This is a genomic window from Streptomyces sp. NPDC031340 (assembly GCF_055569945.1).
Genome location: NZ_JBVIIE010000020.1, coordinates 32,322 through 50,088, shown reverse-complemented (window position 1 = coordinate 50,088; position 17,767 = coordinate 32,322). Strand labels below are relative to the sequence as shown.

The 17,767-nt window shown below is 69.1% G+C and carries 22 protein-coding genes and 2 pseudogenes; 10 read left to right on the top strand and 14 right to left on the bottom strand.

The annotated features are described in order from the left end of the window. Window positions 1-20 precede the first annotated feature (20 nt). The 4 genes from ACZ5GT_RS17665 (at window position 21) to ACZ5GT_RS17650 (ending at window position 5,273) form a co-directional block, all read left to right on the top strand. Window positions 21-791 (top strand): SDR family NAD(P)-dependent oxidoreductase, encoded by a 771-nt coding sequence (locus tag ACZ5GT_RS17665; RefSeq protein ID WP_469023921.1) that lies wholly within the window; start codon window positions 21-23, stop codon window positions 789-791. A 116-nt stretch (window positions 792-907) separates the two neighbouring features. After that, complete coding sequence (locus ACZ5GT_RS17660) at window positions 908-2,026, top strand: LLM class flavin-dependent oxidoreductase (protein WP_469023918.1); 1,119 nt, start codon at window positions 908-910, stop codon at window positions 2,024-2,026. Then, the gene (locus ACZ5GT_RS17655; protein WP_469024232.1) at window positions 2,023-3,783 is read left to right on the top strand and encodes an N-acyl-D-amino-acid deacylase family protein; all 1,761 of its coding nucleotides are present in this window, start codon (window positions 2,023-2,025) and stop codon (window positions 3,781-3,783) included. Before ACZ5GT_RS17660 ends, ACZ5GT_RS17655 begins: the two co-directional genes overlap by 4 nt. Then, window positions 3,780-5,273: an aldehyde dehydrogenase family protein gene (locus ACZ5GT_RS17650; RefSeq protein ID WP_469023915.1), complete on the top strand. Its 1,494-nt coding sequence runs from the start codon at window positions 3,780-3,782 to the stop codon at window positions 5,271-5,273. Before ACZ5GT_RS17655 ends, ACZ5GT_RS17650 begins: the two co-directional genes overlap by 4 nt. A 130-nt stretch (window positions 5,274-5,403) precedes the next feature. Here the strand turns inward: ACZ5GT_RS17650 and ACZ5GT_RS17645 are convergent, their stop codons facing one another. The 3 genes from ACZ5GT_RS17645 to ACZ5GT_RS17635 are packed head-to-tail and all read right to left on the bottom strand — an operon-like array spanning window position 5,404 to window position 6,438. After that, window positions 5,404-5,823 carry a PIN domain-containing protein gene (locus ACZ5GT_RS17645; protein WP_469024227.1) on the bottom strand — a complete coding sequence of 140 codons (420 nt, stop codon included), beginning with the start codon at window positions 5,821-5,823 and terminating at the stop codon, window positions 5,404-5,406. Window positions 5,824-5,826: 3 nt separating this feature from the next. After that, window positions 5,827-6,102, bottom strand: coding sequence for a hypothetical protein (locus ACZ5GT_RS17640; protein ID WP_469023912.1), 276 nt, complete (start codon window positions 6,100-6,102; stop codon window positions 5,827-5,829). Window positions 6,103-6,141: 39 nt separating this feature from the next. Beyond that, entirely contained in the window at window positions 6,142-6,438 is a 297-nt protein-coding gene (locus ACZ5GT_RS17635; protein ID WP_469023909.1) for a helix-turn-helix domain-containing protein, read from the bottom strand. A 242-nt stretch (window positions 6,439-6,680) separates the two neighbouring features. Between ACZ5GT_RS17635 and ACZ5GT_RS17630 the strand changes: the two genes are divergently transcribed. After that, window positions 6,681-7,547 (top strand): tetratricopeptide repeat protein, encoded by an 867-nt coding sequence (locus ACZ5GT_RS17630; protein ID WP_469023905.1) that lies wholly within the window; start codon window positions 6,681-6,683, stop codon window positions 7,545-7,547. Between the two features lie 144 nt (window positions 7,548-7,691). Here the strand turns inward: ACZ5GT_RS17630 and ACZ5GT_RS17625 are convergent, their stop codons facing one another. The 3 genes and pseudogenes from ACZ5GT_RS17625 to ACZ5GT_RS17615 all read right to left on the bottom strand — a co-directional run. Further along, complete coding sequence (locus ACZ5GT_RS17625; RefSeq protein WP_469023899.1) at window positions 7,692-8,090, bottom strand: PIN domain-containing protein; 399 nt, start codon at window positions 8,088-8,090, stop codon at window positions 7,692-7,694. Further along, window positions 8,087-8,368 carry a hypothetical protein gene (locus tag ACZ5GT_RS17620; RefSeq protein WP_469023893.1) on the bottom strand — a complete coding sequence of 94 codons (282 nt, stop codon included), beginning with the start codon at window positions 8,366-8,368 and terminating at the stop codon, window positions 8,087-8,089. The genes ACZ5GT_RS17625 and ACZ5GT_RS17620 overlap by 4 nt, the downstream gene beginning before the upstream one ends. 123 nt (window positions 8,369-8,491) lie before the next feature. Beyond that, a pseudogene (locus ACZ5GT_RS17615) lies at window positions 8,492-8,641 on the bottom strand (ATP-binding protein); the annotation flags it as partial. A 186-nt stretch (window positions 8,642-8,827) separates the two neighbouring features. Here ACZ5GT_RS17615 and ACZ5GT_RS17610 point away from each other — a divergent pair. Together ACZ5GT_RS17610 and ACZ5GT_RS17605 are read left to right on the top strand one after the other, a co-directional pair. Then, window positions 8,828-9,463 carry a hypothetical protein gene (locus ACZ5GT_RS17610; RefSeq protein ID WP_469023886.1) on the top strand — a complete coding sequence of 212 codons (636 nt, stop codon included), beginning with the start codon at window positions 8,828-8,830 and terminating at the stop codon, window positions 9,461-9,463. Window positions 9,464-9,510: 47 nt separating this feature from the next. Beyond that, a complete protein-coding gene (locus ACZ5GT_RS17605; protein ID WP_469023876.1) occupies window positions 9,511-9,954 on the top strand; it encodes a hypothetical protein in 444 nt (147 codons plus the stop codon). 580 nt (window positions 9,955-10,534) lie between these two features. Here ACZ5GT_RS17605 and ACZ5GT_RS17600 read toward each other — a convergent pair. From ACZ5GT_RS17600 to ACZ5GT_RS17585, 4 genes and pseudogenes are all read right to left on the bottom strand, one after another. Then, window positions 10,535-10,798: pseudogene (locus ACZ5GT_RS17600) on the bottom strand (nitroreductase/quinone reductase family protein); the annotation flags it as partial. 109 nt (window positions 10,799-10,907) lie between these two features. Beyond that, window positions 10,908-11,969 carry a type II toxin-antitoxin system antitoxin DNA ADP-ribosyl glycohydrolase DarG gene (gene darG / locus ACZ5GT_RS17595; protein ID WP_469023867.1) on the bottom strand — a complete coding sequence of 354 codons (1,062 nt, stop codon included), beginning with the start codon at window positions 11,967-11,969 and terminating at the stop codon, window positions 10,908-10,910. 37 nt (window positions 11,970-12,006) lie between these two features. After that, window positions 12,007-12,702 (bottom strand): type II toxin-antitoxin system toxin DNA ADP-ribosyl transferase DarT, encoded by a 696-nt coding sequence (gene darT, locus ACZ5GT_RS17590; RefSeq protein ID WP_469023862.1) that lies wholly within the window; start codon window positions 12,700-12,702, stop codon window positions 12,007-12,009. Window positions 12,703-13,000: 298 nt separating this feature from the next. After that, the gene (locus tag ACZ5GT_RS17585; protein ID WP_469023859.1) at window positions 13,001-13,315 is read right to left on the bottom strand and encodes a DUF4240 domain-containing protein; all 315 of its coding nucleotides are present in this window, start codon (window positions 13,313-13,315) and stop codon (window positions 13,001-13,003) included. Here ACZ5GT_RS17585 and ACZ5GT_RS17580 point away from each other — a divergent pair. Further along, entirely contained in the window at window positions 13,242-13,454 is a 213-nt protein-coding gene (locus ACZ5GT_RS17580; RefSeq protein WP_469024275.1) for a hypothetical protein, read from the top strand. The two genes, ACZ5GT_RS17585 and ACZ5GT_RS17580, sit on opposite strands and share 74 nt — an antisense overlap. A 100-nt stretch (window positions 13,455-13,554) precedes the next feature. Here the strand turns inward: ACZ5GT_RS17580 and ACZ5GT_RS17575 are convergent, their stop codons facing one another. Further along, entirely contained in the window at window positions 13,555-13,947 is a 393-nt protein-coding gene (locus tag ACZ5GT_RS17575; RefSeq protein WP_469023856.1) for a nitroreductase/quinone reductase family protein, read from the bottom strand. A 112-nt stretch (window positions 13,948-14,059) separates the two neighbouring features. Here ACZ5GT_RS17575 and ACZ5GT_RS17570 point away from each other — a divergent pair, with 112 nt between their 5' ends. Beyond that, window positions 14,060-14,875 carry an endonuclease/exonuclease/phosphatase family protein gene (locus ACZ5GT_RS17570; protein WP_469023853.1) on the top strand — a complete coding sequence of 272 codons (816 nt, stop codon included), beginning with the start codon at window positions 14,060-14,062 and terminating at the stop codon, window positions 14,873-14,875. Here the strand turns inward: ACZ5GT_RS17570 and ACZ5GT_RS17565 are convergent. Both ACZ5GT_RS17565 and ACZ5GT_RS17560 read right to left on the bottom strand, forming a co-directional pair. Then, entirely contained in the window at window positions 14,862-15,065 is a 204-nt protein-coding gene (locus tag ACZ5GT_RS17565; protein WP_324783320.1) for a DUF397 domain-containing protein, read from the bottom strand. The genes ACZ5GT_RS17570 and ACZ5GT_RS17565 overlap by 14 nt on opposite strands. Before the next feature lie 12 nt (window positions 15,066-15,077). Beyond that, the gene (locus tag ACZ5GT_RS17560) at window positions 15,078-15,929 is read right to left on the bottom strand and encodes a helix-turn-helix domain-containing protein (RefSeq protein ID WP_469023849.1); all 852 of its coding nucleotides are present in this window, start codon (window positions 15,927-15,929) and stop codon (window positions 15,078-15,080) included. A gap of 200 nt (window positions 15,930-16,129) precedes the next feature. On the opposite strand from ACZ5GT_RS17560, the gene ACZ5GT_RS17555 reads away from it, so the two are divergent. Further along, window positions 16,130-16,570 (top strand): ATP-binding protein, encoded by a 441-nt coding sequence (locus ACZ5GT_RS17555; RefSeq protein WP_469023846.1) that lies wholly within the window; start codon window positions 16,130-16,132, stop codon window positions 16,568-16,570. 127 nt (window positions 16,571-16,697) lie between these two features. Here the strand turns inward: ACZ5GT_RS17555 and ACZ5GT_RS17550 are convergent, their stop codons facing one another. Then, window positions 16,698-17,675 (bottom strand): AsnC family transcriptional regulator, encoded by a 978-nt coding sequence (locus ACZ5GT_RS17550; RefSeq protein ID WP_469023843.1) that lies wholly within the window; start codon window positions 17,673-17,675, stop codon window positions 16,698-16,700. Between the last annotated feature and the right edge of the window lie 92 nt (window positions 17,676-17,767).

Sequence of the window (17,767 nt, the reverse complement as noted above, 5' to 3'; positions counted from 1 at the left end):
ACCCACAGAGGAGAAACGGCATGGGCAAGCTGGACGGACGCGTCGTGATCGTCACCGGCGCGGCCCGCGGGCAGGGCGAGCAGGAGGCCCGGCTGTTCCGGGCGGAGGGCGCCGAGGTGGTCCTCGCCGACGTCCTCGACGACCAGGGCGAGGCGCTCGCGAAGGAGATCGGCGCCCGGTACGTCCACCTGGACGTGGGCGAGGAGGAGCAGTGGCGGTCGGCCGTGGCGGTCGCGCGGGAGGCGTACGGCCGCGTCGACGGGCTGGTCAACAACGCCGGCATCCTGCGCTTCAACTCCCTCGTCGACACCCCCCTGGACGAGTTCATGCAGGTCGTCCGGGTCAACCAGGTCGGCTGCTTCCTGGGGATCAGGACGGTCGCGCCGGTGATGGAGGACGGCGGCACGATCGTCAACACCGCGTCCTACACGGCGCTGGCCGGCATGGCGGCCGTCGGCGCGTACGCCGCGACCAAGCACGCGATCCTCGGGCTGACCCGCGTCGCGGCGCTGGAGCTGGCCCGCCGGGGCATCCGGGTCAACGCCGTGTGCCCCGGCGCCGTCGACACGGCGATGTCCAACCCGGCCCGGCTGGACCCGGAGGCCGATCCGCGGGAGACCGCCGAGGCCCTGGACCAGCTCTACCGGGGGCTGGTGCCGCTCGGCCGCATCGGGCGGCCGGAGGAGGTGGCCCGCCTCGCCCTGTTCCTCACCTGCGACGACTCCTCGTACGTCACCGGGCAGCCGTTCGTGATCGACGGGGGCTGGCTGGCCGGGGTGAGCATCGTCTGACCGCAGTATCTGACTGACCGTCAGCTATTGACGGCGCACCCGGCCGGTGCCACAGTCGGCCCATCATCTGACGGTACGTCAGAAAAGTCTCAGGAGAACGAGGACGGTGACCCGCCTTGGAATTCGGGCTCTTTGTACAGGGATACGTGGGCAAGCGCGCCGAGACCGACCCGCTGGCCGAGCACAAGGCGCTGATGGAGGAGACCGAGTACGTCATCGAGGCGGACCGGTCGGGCTTCAAGTACGCCTGGGCGTCCGAGCACCACTTCCTGGAGGAGTACTCGCACCTCTCCGCCAATGACGTCTTCCTCGGCTACCTCGCCCACGCCACCGAGCGCATCCACCTCGGCTCGGGCATCTTCAACCCGCTCGCCCAGGTCAACCACCCCGTGAAGGTCGCCGAGAAGGTCGCCATGCTCGACCACCTCAGCGAGGGCCGCTTCGAGTTCGGCAGCGGGCGCGGCGCGGGCAGCCACGAGATCCTCGGCTTCCTCCCCGGCATCACGGACATGAACCACACCAAGGAGATCTGGGAGGAGACCATCGCCGAGTTCCCCAAGATGTGGCTCCAGGACGAGTACGCCGGCTTCCAGGGCAAGCACTGGCAGCTCCCGCCGCGCAAGATCCTGCCCAAGCCGTACGGCAGCTCCCACCCCGCGATGTGGTACGCCGCCGGGTCGCCGCCCTCGTACGCGATGGCCGCCCGCAAGGGTCTCGGGGTGCTGGGCTTCAGCATCCAGAAGGTGTCCGACATGGAGTGGGTGCTGGAGCAGTACAAGACGGCGGTCGTGAACGCCGAGCCGGTCGGCGACTTCGTCAACGACAACGTGATGGTGACGACCACCGCGATCTGCGCGCCCACCCACGCGGAGGCGATCGAGATCGCGGTCAACGGCGGCCTGCACTACCTGCCCTCGCTGGTCTTCCGCTACCACGACACCTTCCCGCGGCCCGAGGGCTTCCCGGTGTGGCCCGAGACGCTGCCGCCGTACACCCCCGAGTTCGTCGAGATCCTCATCGAGGAGGAGCTGCTGATCTGCGGCGACCCGGACGAGGTGCTCAGGCAGTGCAAGCGCTGGGAGCAGGCGGGCGCGGACCAGCTGTCCTTCGGCCTGCCGGTGGGGGTGCCGAAGGAGGAGACGCTGCAGACCATCCGGCTGATCGGGGAGCACGTCATCCCGAAGATCGACACGGATCCGGTGCACCGGACCACCCGGTTCCGCCAGGGAGCCTGAGCGCCCGGACCCGGGAGGGGAGCCCCATGCTCGATCACGTCATCACGGGCGCGACCGTCGTCGACGGCACCGGCGCGCCCGCCCGCACCGCCGACCTCGGCATCCGGGACGGCCGTATCGCCGTCGTCGGCCGGGTCACCGAGGAGTCGCGCACCCGCGAGGACGCCACCGGCCTGGTCCTCGCCCCCGGCTTCGTCGACCCCCACACCCACTACGACGCCCAGCTGTTCTGGGACCCCTACGCCACCCCGTCCCTCAACCACGGGGTGACCACCGTCGCCGCCGGCAACTGCGGTTTCACGCTGGCCCCGCTGAACCCCGCCCGCCCCGGCGACGCCGACTACACGCGCCGCATGATGTCCAAGGTCGAGGGCATGTCGCTGGTCGCCCTGGAGGAGGGGGCGCCCTGGAACTGGCACTCCTTCGGGGAGTACCTGGACGCGCTGGAGGGGCGGATCGCCGTCAACGCGGGGTTCATGGCGGGCCACTGCGCGCTGCGCCGGTACGTGATGGGCCCGGACGCGGTCGGCGGGCGACCCACCCCGGAGCAGCTCGACGCCATGGTCCGGCTGCTGCACGAGGCCATGGACGCGGGCGCCTGGGGCCTGTCCACCACCCAGTCGTCCACCCACTCCGACGGCGACGGCCGGCCGGTCGCCTCCCGGCACGCGGAGCCCGCGGAACTGCTGGCCCTGGCCGGCGCCGTCGGCGAGCACGAGGGCACCCAGATCGAGGCGATCGTGGCCGGCTGCCTGGACCAGTTCAGCGACGCGGAGATCGACCTGTTCGTCGAGCTGAGCGCCACCGCGGGACGCCCCCTGAACTGGAACGTCCTGACCGTCGACGCCGCCGTCCCGGAACGCGTGCCCCGGCAACTGCTGGCGAGCGAGCGGGCCCGCAAGGCGGGCGGCCGGGTCGTGGCTCTCACCATGCCGATCCTCACACCGATGAACATGTCGCTCGGCACGTTCTGCGCGCTCAACCTCATCCCCGGGTGGGGGCCGATCCTGGGCCTGCCCGTGCCCGAGCGGATCGAGAGGCTGCGCGATCCCGGCGTCCGCGCCGAGATGCTGCGCCGCGCCGAGTCCAAGGAGGCGGGCGTCTTCCGGCGGCTCGCGAACTTCGGCCGGTACGTCATCGGGGACACCTACAGCACGCGCAACGAGGGCCTGACCGGCCGGGTGGTGAAGGACATCGCGGCGGAACGCGGCCAGGACCCGTTCCACTGCCTGGTCGAGATCTGCGCCGCCGACGAGCTCCGCACCGTCCTGTGGCCCATGCCCACCGACAACGACCCCGCCTCCTGGGCGCTGCGCGCCGAGACCTGGCGGCACGAGGACGTCCTGCTCGGCGGGTCCGACGCGGGCGCGCACCTGGACCGCATGTGCGGGGCGCCGTACACCACCCGCTTCCTCGGGGACTGCCTGCGCGGGCGGAAGCTGGCCGGCCTGGAGCAGGCCGTGAAGATGCTGACGGACGACCCGGCACGGCTGTTCGGGCTGCGCGAGCGAGGCCGGATCCAGGAGGGCTTCCACGCGGACCTGGTGCTGTTCGACCCCGACCGGATCGACGCGGCCCCGGCCACCCTGGTGCACGACCTGCCGGGCGACAGCCCGCGGCTGGACTCCCGGGCGCTCGGCGTGCGGGCGGTGTGGGTCAACGGCGTCGAGGCGATCCGGGACGACCAGGTCAGCGGCGCGGTGCCCGGCCGGGTGCTGCGGTCCGGGCGGGACACCAGGACGGTGAGCACCAGGTGAGCGACGGTGAGCACCAGGTGAGCGACGGTGAACGCCGGCCGAGCGACGGGCAGCGGCTGTTCGTCGGCGGCGAGTGGGTGGAGCCGGACGGCGGCCACTACGCGGTCGTCGACCCGGCGACCGAGGAGACCGTCGGCTGGGCCCCCGAGGCCTCGCGGGACCAGGTGCGCGCGGCCTGCGCGGCGGCCCGCGAGGCCTTCGGGCCGTGGTCACGCACCCCGCCCGAGCAGCGGGCGGCGGTGCTGGCGCGGGCGGCGGACGCCATCCGCGCCCACCGGGAGCCGTACGCGCGGCTGGCGCAGGCGGAGACCGGGGCGACGACCGCGACGGCGCGGGCCATGCAGGTCGGCGTCGCCGCCGCCCGCTTCCGCCGGTACGCGCGCGTGGAACCCCACGAGTGGGCGATCCCGCCGCAGATCGACGAGGCCGGCCCGCTGGGCAGGGCGGGCGTCACCGGCGCGCTCGCGGCACGCCGGCCCGTCGGCGTCGTCACCTGCATCACCTCGTACAACAACCCCTGGGCCAACCCGGCCGGCAAGGTCGCCCCGGCCCTCGCCATGGGCAACACGGTGGTGGTGAAACCGGCCCCGCAGGACCCGCTGTCGGTGTACCGGATGGCGGAGGCGCTTCAGGCGGCGGGCGTGCCGCGCGGGGTGGTGAACGTGGTCTCCGGCCGGTCGGTCTCGGTCGGCGAGGCGGCGGTGGAGTCGCCCGACGTCGACATGGTGAGCTTCACCGGCTCCACCGCCGTCGGACAGCGCATCGCCGAGGTGTGCGGCCGTGACATGAAACGCCAGTTGATGGAACTGGGCGGCAAGGGCGCGGCCCTCGTCTTCGACGACGCGGACCTCCGCTCGGCGGTCGCCGGCATCGGCACCACCTTCTCCTTCTACACCGGCCAGATCTGCACGGCCCCGACGCGAGTACTGGCGCAGCGCGGCATCTACGACCGACTGGTCGAGCAACTCGCCTCCTACGCCCGCCGCTTGAAGATCGGCGACCCGAGGCAGCCGGACACGGTCGTCGGCCCGGTCATCTCGGCGGCCCACCGGGACCGAGTGGAGTCGTACATCGAACTCGGCCGCAAGGAAGGCGCGGCACTCCTCACCGGCGGCCAACGCCCCCCACTCGACCGGGGTTTCTACGTAGCCCCCACCCTCCTGGCCGACTGCACCAACGACATGCGGGTGGCCCGCGAGGAGATCTTCGGCCCGGTCGTCGTGGTCGTCCCCTTCGACGACGAGGACGAGGCCGTCGCCCTCGCCGACGACAGCGACTACGGCCTGATCGACTACGTCTGGTCCGGCGACGTCGCGAGGGCCTTCCGGGTGGCCGCACGCCTGCGCGCGGGCGGCGTCGGCGTGAACACCGTCGCCCGCAACATGGAGGCCCCCTTCGGCGGCTTCAGGAAGAGCGGCATCGGCCGCGACGTCGGCCCCTACGCCCTGCACGCCTACGGGGAGGTACAGACGATCGTCTGGCCGGGGTGAACCGGGTGCCACAGCCCGCACGCGGATCGCCGCCGGACGCTGAGCTACCCGCATGCGGGCTGGCCCAGACCGCACCCGGCGGCGAGGGGCATCGTCGACATCAACGTCGGCGAACGACAGAGGCTGTCGCCTACAGTCGCTGCTCCCATGGGTTGACCACCAGGGCCCCGGTTCTGGCCATGTGTTTGATGTTGCGGGTGGCTACCGTCCAGCCATTGGCCAAGGCTGTGGCGGCGATCAGTGCGTCCGGCGGGTCGATGCTGGTACCGGCGGCCTTGAGCGTCTTGTGGATGGCGAGGTAGGCGGCCGCTTCCCGCTCGCCGATCGGCGCGATCCGGTCGCTGTACTCGTGCCGTACGGCAGCAAGCGCACGGGCGTAGCGGGCCTGCCGTACAGGATCGGGGGTGGCGGCGACTCCGGCCTCGATCTCAGCCACGGTGATCACGCTCAGGAAGCGGTTGGGACGGGCTGTGGACCGAAACCAGGCCAGTACGCGAGGATCAGGATGCGCCCGGGTCGTGAGCTCAGCCACGACATTGGTGTCGAACAGGTATCACTCGGCATCCGCGTGCTCGTCGTAGGAACGGGCACCGAACTCCAGATCCTCGAAGGGCCGGGAGAGCAAGAATTCCTCGAACCCGTCGTTGCTCAAGGTCACCCAGCGTTGCAGCATTTCTGGCAGCGCCTCGAGCTCCGTATCAGCGAGCTCTGCGTCAAAGTGCTGACGCTGGTCCTCGGGCAAGGACTCCCGGATGTCGCGGATGGTCCGCAGTGGGTGCGACGCCGGGGGCGGCGACGAGTGCGGCACACCACTGGAGGCTGTGGTCATCGGCATCCCCTCCGCTGGGGTCAGGCTCCGTACTGCTGCTCATCCCAGGCTACGGGTTACCACCTGCCCACTCACAGCCTTCGAGCCGACACGGGGGTGTCCGCAGATGAACGACCCCCTGGTCCGGGACCAGATCCAGTCTCCGCCGAGCGCCTCCGCGTAGCGGGCGATGACGTCCATGGTGGCGACCTCGCCGTGTTCGATCTGGGAGACGCGGGCGACGCTGACCCCCATCCGGGACGCCCCATCCGGCTGGGTCAGCCCCAAGCGTTTGCGTGCCTCGGCGAGCCGGTGGCCACGTGCCTCGGCGAGAAACCGGCGAGACCCTGCTTCCACCTCGGCAGGTTCCACGCCGGCCGCGTACAGCTCCTGCTCCAGGGCCCCCAGTCCTGCGCAGCCTTCTTGGGCATGACTACTCCCTCAGTCCCAGCCTGAACCTCCCCGTACTCACTCGATGGCTCCGGATCAGGCCGAACCCGTACACCACTCCCCTGGACGCAACCGTTTCGACACCCCTTTCCAGCACCCTTCAGTCGTCGTGCGAAACTCCCTCCCTGGTCAGAGGGAGGGGCAGGGGCGTGGAGAAGTCCGAGGCGAAGCAGTTGCTGGAACGGGCTCGTGAGATGTGGGATGCGGAGGAGTGGCTGCGTTCCGCCGAGCTGTACGAGCGGATCCTTGCTCACTATCCGGACGAGGGCCCCAGCGCGGTGTGGTGGTACGACGCGGCGCTGGCGTACAAGTTTCTGCGTAACTGGGCAAAGGCTTACGAACTCGGCCGTGAGGCTGCCGCCCGCTCGCCGCGCGGCGAGCAGGACCCGGCGTTCTGGAACCTGGGGATCGCTGCCACGATCCAGCGTGATTGGGCGACCGCCCGTGACGCTTGGGAGGGCTTCGGGATCCCGATGCCGGAGGGCGAGGGAGAGATCGACGGCTCCTTCGGCCCGGCGTGCGTGCGACTGGACACGGGCGGCGAGCGCGAGGTGGTCTGGATCCAGCGACTCTGCCCGACGCGAGGACGCGTGATGAACGTGCCCGCCACGAAAGGCCGTCGCTTCGGCGAGATCGTCGTGCACGATGGTGAGCCGACCGGCGAGCGGACGTACGACGGCCAGAGCGTCGCTGTCTTCGACGAGTTGCTGCTCTTCGAGGCTTCTTCTCTGCCGACGCTGCATGCGACCGTGCACGCAGCGGATGCATCCGACGTCGACGCCCTGGTGGCCTCGTTCTTCGCACAGGACTTCGGCGCCGAGCCGGCGAGCAGCTTCCACATGCTGTGCGCATGCTGCAGCGAGGGCCGGGTCGACTGGGACGAGGCCGGCGCTCCGACACACGGCGGCTCACAGACTGTCTGGCTGGCCGCCCCCGAGACCGAGGCCCGGCGTCTACTCGATGCGTGGGCGACGGGCGGCGAACGCAGCTGGAACGGACTGGAGCTGTTCGGCTGAGCCCCCGAGGAGTGAGCGGGGAGTGGATCAAGAGAACCGTGCCGCGCGGTGGTCACGTACGCGCACCTCAACGGAGCTGACACCGCGTACCGACTTGGGCGTCCGCTGGAGCCACAGACACCCACGCCATGACGGCGCCTTGGCTCAGACCTTCTCCGAACTCACACGTGGATGCCCGGCAGTGAGCAGCCCGATGTCTTCCACATCGGAAGTCAGGATCGTCACTCGGCCGGGATGCTGCAAGGCGGTCGCGCACAGCATGGCGTCGATTGCGTATTTGTGGCCGTGCAGTCCCGCTGCACGCAGCAAAGCGGCAGCGGATTGCGCGACGGCCTGGGTCACCGGCTCGACACTCAGGCGGGACAGGGTCCACTTCAGTGCGGCTTCGTTGATCTTCGGGTGGATCACCTCGACCAGCACCGCTGCCGAGGTGATCACGGGCAGGTCCGCGTCGCGAGCCGCCGTCAGCCACTCGTGGATTTCCCGATCACGCTGTACGGCCTTCGCCAGCCCCTCGCTGTCCAGGACCAGGACACCGCTCACGCAGCCGCCCCGGCATGTGAAGCACTGCCGGTCAGCCGGGCACGCTTGGCCGCTACGGCCTCGGGGTCGGCCGGGCCATGCATCCTGTCGAAGTCCGCGATCAGCTCGTCCAGGTTGTCCCGCTCGATCTGCCGCTGGGCCGCCTTCTCCAGGTACGCCGAGACGCCCCGCTTGCCGACCCGCTCACGGATCGCCTGCAGGGTTCCCGCGGTCAGTGTGACGGAGATGCCACTGGTGGGGCCGTCGCCGGGCGGGAAGTCAACGTCGTCATCAGCCACACCCCGATTATGCCATTAAAAATGGCATAGTGGGTGGCAAGTGCGCTACGAGGCTCTGACCGGACGATGGAGGGGCCTGGCGCCGGAGGTTCGTGGGTGCTGTGCAGCCGCAACGCGCCCCGACAGCAGCCCCCGCCCGTGCGCGCCGGTGACATCCTGCCGACGCAGGCGAACCCCCGCCGAGAATCAGGAATTGTGCACCGCCACGCGCAGGGAGGTGCCCTCCCGGAACCACTCCACCCGTACGCGCCACTCCTCGTCCGCCCGACCATAGAAGGGTGTGCGTCGCGGTTGGGGCGGTCGGCTCCGCGGCGCTGTCTCGGGGTGGAGGCCGGCGGAGCAACGATTTGGATCTCAAATCTCGCTCAGAACATCGATTACCCGCTTGTCGCGTGCATGCCTAAACGTAGTGTCCAAGAACTTGATCGCCACGGGGGCGGTCCACCGGAAAGGTGTCACATGGGCATCAGCTTAAGGCGCGCTTCGACCAGCGTTGCCATCGCTGCGCTGCTTCTCTGCTTCGGAGCTGCAGGCGCTGCTGCCGCTACGGAAGTACCAGCTGACGACACAGCCGTATCTGCTGATCAGACGACGGACATCAACGACAGGCAGGGCTGGGAGGAGGACACGGAGCAGCCGGTTCACACGGTAACGCCACAGCGATGTGACGGCCCGTCGACATGGGTCAGCATCACGTCGAAAAAGAACTACCACGTGCCGTCATGGTGGAACGGGACCAAGTACAAGGACGGTCCGGGGGGAACCATGAGTGTCAGCGTGACCAAGTCGGGGACGATCACAGCCGAGGTGTCGGGCACGATCTCGGGCGAGGCCAATCTGGTCATCGCGGCGGCCAAGTCGTCCATCACCTACAAGATCGCTGGGAGTGTCTCGGTCTCGACGGGGCACACCTACACCCACGAAATTTCCCGGAACAAGTACGGTCATTTGCAGTACGGTTCGTGGGGTTACAAGGTGACGTGGAAGAAGTACCGATCCTCTGGTAATGGCTGCAACGGCGTCGAGATCGGCCACGGCACGGCAACCCTGCCCACGTCCGAGACCGGTTGGAAGTACTGGGAAACCGCGACATGACTCATTCGAGCCCACGGACGACACGGCTCGGCGGGGGCGTCGTCTTGATGGCAGCGTTCCTGCTCGCGGCGTGCACGGCGTCCGGCGGCAATGGGGACAAGGATGCGAATTCTCCACCGTCGTCTGCGCCGAGCTCGACACGAACGGCAACCGAGCCGTCTCAGAAGACACTGACCGAGCAGGCCCAGGCCGCTCTCGCCGCCGTTCATGACGGGAAGCTGGTTGAGGCTGGCGTCGAACGTGTGACCGACGGTATCCACACCGAGCCTGTCCTGACCAAGGGCAAGAGCTACAGGCTCAACTTGGTGTGCGTGGGCCACGGCAGCGCGAAGCTGAGGTTCGAGCCCCCGAGCATCGGGACTGCGGCCGACGTGCCGTGTGATGGGTCGGTGGTTCAGCAGCGGATCAGGGTGGACAAGGTGGTCCGCGTCGACGTTGACGGTGCCGAGGGAGCGACCGGCGTGGTCGCTTGGCAGATCGACGCCATATGAGGCCAGAGCAGGGGGCCTCACGGCAGTGCTGTCGGGAGGCCTCAGCCCCAGTAGCCACGAAGCACCCCGCTTGGCCGACCTTTCCAGAGCCTACGGATCAAAAGGTCGCGGCCGTGACTACGCACCACGGCCGCACCACAAGCGCACCAGCTCGAGCGGGGAACGACAGGGATCCACGGTGAGAGCAGCCGAGCCCGCAGCAGCCGGGGACCGGCGGACCGCCCGGGTCAGCGCCCTATTCGCCCTCGAGTGATCGCAGCTTCCCAAGCTGAGGTACTGAGCTCGTTCCGTTTTGACGGACACCATCGGTGTGGTGGTCAGGCCATGAGGGTGGCCTCGTCGCACCAGCGGGTGCGACCGCCATAGGGTCGGGTTGGTGCCGGTCGGCCAGACCGGCCAGGTGCATGAGCCGGGCCATCCTGCGGCGTCTGCAGCCGCCGCCCTCGCGCTGATGAACGGCGTGGACGCGGGGGGCCCGTAGGTTCCGTGGGACCGCTCGCGCACAACCCTGATCTGCTGCGTCAGCTCAACGTCCCGGGGTGCCGGCGCACCCGGAGTCTCGTCCTACTGCCGCTGTTCATCAGTCCAGGTCGACCCGCACCGTCAGCTGCCCCACCCCGACCGTGCTCACCACCGCGCTGTTGAGCCGGGGCAGGGCCCGCAGGCGGGCGGTGGTGTCGTCGTCGGGCAGGAGGTGGGCGGTCCCGGTGTGCCAGCGGCCTCGGACGCGCACCCGGACCCGCGGATCGGCCTTGATGTTGCGCACGTACTGGGACCGCTCCCCGAACTCCGACACCAGCCAGAACGCGTCACCGGCCCGGCGGCCGAAGAGCGGTGTAGGCCGCGACGTCGGCTCCTACGCCCTGCACGCCTACGGGGAGGTGCAGACCATCGTCTGGCCGCGCTGAGCGGGCGCCACAGCCGTGCGCCCGTGCCCGGGACGCCCCAAGCCTTTACACCAGTCCGGCCTCGGACAGGCGTTGCCACGCCGTCTGGACATGGGTCTCCGTGAATAGGCGCTCTTTCCGGTGATTCCACGCCCTGATGCATGCCGTTACCGATTCGGGGCTTGGCGGCGGCGTCACCAGTTCTTCCGCAGCGAAGAGAACGGTGCTCAAGAGTTCCATGCCGAATGCGTCTTCGAAGCCCGCTGTCAGAGTTGCGAACCTGGTCGCGATTGCTTCGAACTCTGGGTACTGTTTCAAGAACTGCTCAGCTTCGTTGACGGAGTCCTTGTTGAGCTCCAGAACTGCCTGGGCTCCGCTGGTGCCGTCGCCGAAACCCGTGACGAAGTGACCTTCCATCGCGGAGACTGCCCTGTCGAGAGGCTGCGAGTACGGGCCGTAGATACCCTTCTCGAACTGAAGCCCCAGTGTCAGGTGAAGCTTCTGCAGAAGGTAGGCGACTTTGTGCGCTTCCAGGAGGGAAACTCGTGGTTCAAAAGCGAGGCCGCGTGAAATCCCACTTCTGATGTACCGATCGAGCGCAGCGAGAAAAGCTGCGCGTTCACGCGTCATCGCGGGTGCCTGAGTGGCGTTCGGCATCGATGAAGCGTTAGGTGCTCCAGATGGCTCGTAAATACGGACTTCGACCCCGGGAATAGTCCCCAGGGTTTGACGGATCATTGGCTCGACGTCACGCCAGGAAAGTCCGCCATTTCCGCAACCCAGGGGTGGCACTGCGATGGATTTGATCCCACGCTCAACGATTTCGTCCCGCAGTGCTACGAGCCCCGAGGCAATGTCCTCGATCCGCGACGGTGCGCGCCAGTGGCGCTTGGTCGGGAAGTTGACGATGAACCTTGGGCCGCCCACTTGCTCGACCTCGTGTACGTGCATCCGGCCGACCATGACGTCGCCACGATCGCAGGACGCCTTGTAGTCCTTGAAGTTCTCCGGATAGGCCCGCTTGAACTGCAAGGCGATGCCCTTGCCCATGACGCCCACGGTATTGACCGTGTTAACAAGGGCATCGACATCCGCCAGAAGCAGGTTGCCGGTGCCGCGCGTGATCATCGCTGTCCTTCCTCGGGGCTCGTTCGTTACCGCTAGGTCAGTAGTACCACTCAGGTCTGACACTCACCGGAAGCTCCGCCCCTGCCTCCCGCAGCAGGTGTCGCACTTGCTGAGCGTGGTCATGATCGTAAGTCGCCACCTCATGCACAGCAGTCACGGGCAGATACTCATGCACCAGTAGCTCCGCCATGCGCCGGCGCATGCGATCTCCGTCGTCGGCCGTGTTGTTCCAGTACCGCGCGGCCATGATCTCCCAGTCGACAACGCTCGGCATCATGCTCAAGTCGGTGAAGTGCCTGGTGATCGCGTTTGCACAGTTGCCGTCGCTGAACACGTAGGGCCTGTGGGACTCCATGACACCGTCGACGGACGTGACCAGGTAGACGAGTGGAGGCTGCCCGTCCTGGTAGGTGTCCACGCCGCCCCGGCTGATCACGTAGAGCATGGGAGAGCGCGGGGCGAAGTAGAACGGGACGTAGTCAGCTGGACAGCCGTACGGCGGGACAGTGATCTGTCGCGACCGCCGTTCGGCTTTGACCGCCCTGTCTCCGCACTCCTTCAGCACGCCCCCTCGGCTCTGCATGACGGTGTCCGAGACCAACTGCTTCTCGGCGAGGATGTCAGGCAGGTTGCGCACGTGCGTGAAGTGGAACAGTCGTTGTTCCCCAACGTTCATCACAAGAGCCGAGTAGACCACATATGCGACTGCCGACGTCAGCTGTTTGCCCGTCAACCATGCTCCATGGCAGTGGACTTGCCGGGAGCGAAGGCGAAGATCCGGGCATGGGGTGACGGCGTCGCGCAGTGCTGCGCCGGTGTCGTGCTCCATGTGAGATCAGTCGTCGAAGATCCCCGGCCCGTCAGCGGGCGAACACCTGGCCGCCACATCTGCGACGTCCCGCTTCAGAAGCACACCGTGATCTTCCGGGCCGCTTCGACCGCGTGGGCGGAGGCCTGGGGATGAGTGGTGTCGACCAGCTTGCTCTGGGCATTTCTCCTCGGCGGCCTGCTGCAGGTAAGGCGTCTATTTTTTAGGGGACGAAAAGCTGCGGATCGCGGAGCACTGCTTCGTAGGTTTCACGGCCGGCGGCCACGACGGCTGCCCGTGTGTAGAGGAAGGCGTCGCTCGACAGGTCGTGCCCGTACTCCTTGCGATCCAGTCGATAGAGCGCCCACGACAGCTGTTCGGCAAATTCAATCACCGTCGCCAGTATCCCTGCGGCCAGACGGTTCGTCAGTGCTGCCGCTAGTTGCTCGGCGTCGGGGTCGGGTATGGACGGTGTGCAGTCGCCGATGAGCTGCCAGAAGGAGTTCTCGCAGGTCTTCTCCCTGGAGGACTCCAGCAAGCCCAGCCGGTGCCTGCTGAAGAACCAGGCGCACAACAAGTGCCTGAACCCCTACGGCACCGGAGCCAACGCATACGCCAGGCTCGTCGCCTGCAATGCCACCAACGGGTACTCCACCCACTCGTTCGACGTCCGCTGACCGCGCCTCGGTGAGGTGCCTGGCCGACGACGCCGACGTGCCCGGTTCGCTGGTCAGGCTCAGGCCGACAGGGCGGGAAGGCGTGCCCCGCCTCCGCCGTTCACCCGTCCAGATCGACTCGCACAGTCAGCTGCCCCACCCCGACCGTGCTCACCACCGCGCTGTTGAGCCGGGGCAGGGCGCGCAGGCGGGCGGCGGTGTCGTCGTCGGGCAGGAGGTGGGCGGTGCCGGTGTGCCAGCGGCCTCGGATACGCACCCGCACCCGCGGATCGGCCTTGATGTTGCGCACGTACTGGGACCGCTCCCCGAACTCCGACACCAGCCAGAACGCGTCACCGACCCGGCGGCCGCCGACCGGGGTGTGGCGGGGCAGGCCGGAGACGCGGCCCGTGGTCTCCAGCAGGGTCTGGCCCGGCATCCGGCGCATCACGGCGTTGAGCCTGCGCTGGAAGGCGCGGACGGTCCGGTACTTCGTCTCGGCGTCGCGGGGCATGGTTTTCGGATCTCCTCTCGTGCGGCGGCGACGGTGTTCTTCAATGTCTCTCGACGAACACTCGAACGGTTCGCGGCACCGCGAACGTTCCTGTACGAGAGACGGTGCGCCCATGCGGGTCGTGACCTGGAACCTGTGGTGGCGCTTCGGCCCCTGGGCGGAGCGGCGGAAGGCGATCCGCACGGTGCTGCGGGAACTGCGGCCGGACGTGGTGGGACTCCAGGAGGTGTGGGCCGCCGACGGCGAGAACCTCGCCGAGTGGCTGGCCGGCGAACTCGGCCTGCACTGGACCTGGGCCGCCTCGCCCGCCTCCGACCGCTGGCAGCGGCGCATCGGCCGAACCGGCGTCGAGGTCGGCAACGCGGTGCTCAGCCGCTGGCCGGTCGTGGACCGCGCGGTGCTGCGCCTGCCGGCCCCCGAGGAGGTCGACGACGGCCGACTCGCCCTGTACGCCCGGCTGGCCGCCCCCGGCCACGAGGTGCCCTTCTTCACCGTGCACCTGACGTCCGGCCGGGACGCCTCGGCCGTGCGCGGCGACCAGGTCACCGCCCTGGCCCGCTTCGTCGCCGACCACCGCGCAGGCACCGGCTTCCCGCCCGTCGTCACCGGCGACTTCAATGCCCCGTCCGACTCCGCCGAGATCCGCCGCTTCACCGGCCGCGGCGCAGCGCCCGCCGTGCCCGGCCAGGTCTTCACCGACGCCTGGGACCACGCCGACCCCGCCGCCCCGTGCGTGACCTGGGGCGCGGGCAACCCGTACGTCGAGTCCAGCCCCGGCATCCGTATCGACTACGTCCACGTCGGCGCGCCCGCCGGCCCCGACGGCATCGGCGCCGTACGGCACGCGCGGCGGGCCGGCCACGCCCCGGTCGACGGCGTCTGGCCCTCCGACCACGCGGCGGTCGTCGCCGACATCACCGCCCGGTGACGGGTATCAGGGGCGCGCGGGTCTTCACCGCCCGGAGCAGCGCGGCGAAGGCGGCGGGGCTGGTGGTGAGCACGGGGCGGGGCGGGGCGGCGCGGTCGGTGAGGTGTATGGCAGCCGGGGTGGCGGATATATGGACACAGGCATCGCCTTCCTGGCAGTAGGACGACTTCTGCCAGCGGTACGGGGACATGTCTCGGCTCCTTCACAGGTTCTGGGCGATCGAATGGATCAGATCCCGGGACTTCTCTGGAGTGAGGGCGATGGCTTCCACGATGTCGAGCAGGTTCCGGTACTTGTCCAGAAGAGCTTCGGCGTCGAGGAGGACCGGCCCGTGGAACTGGTCGAGTTGAGCGGTGTCGAGCTGCGGGACGGCACCGTACAGGTAGTTGATGGACTGGCCTGATCCCGGGAACGCCCCGACGTCGAAGGGGAGTACGCGGAGGGTGATGTGCTCCCGCTCGCTCATGTCGAGCAGATGACGCAGTTGGGCGCGAGCCACGCTCCGGCCGCCGACGCGCATGTGCAGGGCGGCCTCGTGCACGGTGGTGCGGTACGGGGTCGGGTCGGCGCCGTACAGCACACCCTGCCGTTTGATCCGGTGTGAGACGCGGTGCTCGACCTCGGGTGGGGTGGGTGCGGGGATGACGTGCCGGAAGATCTCACGCGCGTGGTCGGCGGTCTGGAGCAGCCCCGGCATGTGCGACGTGTACGCGGTGCGTACGGCGATGGCGTGGTGCTCCAGTTCGGCGAGATCCAGGAAGCCGCAGGGCAGGACCTCGCGGTACGACTCCCACCAGCCGGGTGTCCTGTCGGTCGCCAGGTCGATCAGGGCGGCGATGAACGCCTGGTCAGGGCAGGAGTAGATGTGGGCCAGGGCCCGGATGCGCTGCGGACTGACTCCGAATCTGCCCGACTCCACGTTGCTGAGCTGCCCTTGGCTCGTGCCGAGCGCGCGAGCGGCCTCCGTGGCGGTCATGCCCGCGCGCTCGCGCATCTTGCGCAGCTCCACGGCGAGCCGGAGACGGCGGGCCGTCATCGGCGGTCTTGCGGGCATGTGCGCTCCTCCTGAACGTGTGTTCCATTAGCGGGTCACTCACGCGAGGGAAGTAGTGCGGGGTATCTCCGGATCCCGCAAATGACATTTGCCGAGCCTCTATTTTGATCCTCAGGAGCCCGCCCGGAAGCGCACCGCGGGACGCCGCGGCAGAGACACCAGGCACCCGTTCAACTCCCCTCAGAGACCGGAGAATTCCGTTGGCCACCGTATCCCCGTCCTGGAACTACACCCTGCATCTTCCGCACGATCCGCGCGCACCGGGAATCGCGCGGGGCGCGCTCAGGCTGATTCTGGCCGCGCACGAGATGCCCGAACTCACCCCCACCGCCGAGCTGGTGGCGGCGGAACTGCTGGCCAACTCCCACTGCCACACCAAGGGCCCGTACGCCCTCCGGCTCCGCTGCGCCGAGCCCGGTCGCCTCCGCGTGGCCGTATGGGACACCGACCCCCGTGTCCCGCCCGGCTTCTCGAACCCGGGCGCCCCACTACCCGCACCGGACGCCGAGCACGGCCGCGGCCTGCCCCTGGTGCGGGCCTGCGCGGACGCGTGGGGCGCGACGGTGCTGCGCAGGCCGGACGCGTCGAGCGCCGGCAAGCTGCTGTGGGCCGAGTGCGGAGCCGGGACGGCGGCATGGTGACCGGTGCCGTACCGGGAGACGGAGCGATGCCGCTGCCGGAGATCCGGACCGTGGATGTTCGGCGACCTGTCTTCCTGGGCGTGCGGCACCAGGAAGCGCTCCGGCGTGCTGATTGCCACCGCCTGGCTCATCCGACCCGGCCGCCTGGCCCCTTCCCCGGGCGTTTGACCGCGTGGCCGACGATGACGGTCTCCGCGCCGTCAACTCCCAGACTGCCGAGGTCCTGGGTGATGAACCGGTAGAGGTGCTCCAGGTCGCGTACCCAGATCGCGATGTGCAGGTTGGACGGGCCCGTGGTGGCGAACGCGCCGTGCACGGCGGGGTGTTCCGCCAGGGCGCGCCCCACCGTGTCGAGGCGGGAGGGGGCGACGCGCACCATGACGTTGGCGTCGATGAGGAGTCCCAGCCGCTTCGGGTCGACCACGACCTGGGTGAGGAGTCGGCCGGTCTCGGTGAGCCGGGCGATGCGGCGCCGGACGGTGGAGTCCGGGTGGCCGGTGCGCAGGGCGACGGCCGCCGCCGGTGTCCTGGCGTCCTCCTCCAGCACGGCGAGGATGCCGCGGTCGATGTCGTCCGGCGTTCCCGCCGGGGCGGCTCCTGACGGGCGTACCGGTGTCAGCGCGGCGCGTTCGGCGTCGCTGAGGACCGCGTGCCGCCAGTCGGAGGCCTCGGCGAACACATGCAGGACGGTGTCCGCCGCCACGGACGTCACGGCCCGGGTCGCGGGCAGGTCTCGGAACACCAAATTGTCCCGGGTTCCCGGCAGCGTCCACGAGACGGCGAGGATCTCGTCGCCGGACGCCGACACATCGATGAACGGGACATCGGAACGGGCTGCCAGGGCCGCCGTGAGCGCGTCGAGCTTGCCGCCGAGCACTCGGATCCGCAGAAACAGCGCGCCGACCGAGTCGTGTCTGGCGCGCGGGGCGATCACCCGGCAGGTCCCGTCGGCGATCAGCGCCTGCCAGCGCCGGTGCACCGTGCGCGGGCTCATTCCGAGGACCTCACCGGCCCGCTCGGCGGTCAGGCGTCCGTCGCACTGCAGCGCCGCGATCAGCAGCTGATCGCGCTCGTCGAGGGCGGAATCCGCCGTTCGGAGGGCCATGATTGGCAGTATCGCTCACACAGACTCTCTGGAGGGAGGTACGGCGCCGGCGCGACGGAGGATCGACGTGTCGACCGATTCACGCACTGGAG

Excerpts from the sequence above, each read along its gene's own strand:
- darG (WP_469023867.1), bottom strand. The coding sequence starts at position 11,969 with ATGATCACGCGCGGCACCGGCAACCTGCTTCTGGCGGATGTCGATGCC.
- ACZ5GT_RS17640 (WP_469023912.1), bottom strand. The coding sequence starts at position 6,102 with ATGACCACAGCCTCCAGTGGTGTGCCGCACTCGTCGCCGCCCCCGGCG.
- ACZ5GT_RS17610 (WP_469023886.1), top strand. The coding sequence starts at position 8,828 with ATGGGCATCAGCTTAAGGCGCGCTTCGACCAGCGTTGCCATCGCTGCG.
- ACZ5GT_RS17665 (WP_469023921.1), top strand. The coding sequence starts at position 21 with ATGGGCAAGCTGGACGGACGCGTCGTGATCGTCACCGGCGCGGCCCGC.
- ACZ5GT_RS17575 (WP_469023856.1), bottom strand. The coding sequence starts at position 13,947 with ATGCCCCGCGACGCCGAGACGAAGTACCGGACCGTCCGCGCCTTCCAG.
- ACZ5GT_RS17570 (WP_469023853.1), top strand. The coding sequence starts at position 14,060 with ATGCGGGTCGTGACCTGGAACCTGTGGTGGCGCTTCGGCCCCTGGGCG.
- ACZ5GT_RS17560 (WP_469023849.1), bottom strand. The coding sequence starts at position 15,929 with ATGCCCGCAAGACCGCCGATGACGGCCCGCCGTCTCCGGCTCGCCGTG.
- ACZ5GT_RS17580 (WP_469024275.1), top strand. The coding sequence starts at position 13,242 with ATGGACGGTGTGCAGTCGCCGATGAGCTGCCAGAAGGAGTTCTCGCAG.
- ACZ5GT_RS17550 (WP_469023843.1), bottom strand. The coding sequence starts at position 17,675 with ATGGCCCTCCGAACGGCGGATTCCGCCCTCGACGAGCGCGATCAGCTG.
- ACZ5GT_RS17605 (WP_469023876.1), top strand. The coding sequence starts at position 9,511 with ATGGCAGCGTTCCTGCTCGCGGCGTGCACGGCGTCCGGCGGCAATGGG.
- ACZ5GT_RS17565 (WP_324783320.1), bottom strand. The coding sequence starts at position 15,065 with ATGTCCCCGTACCGCTGGCAGAAGTCGTCCTACTGCCAGGAAGGCGAT.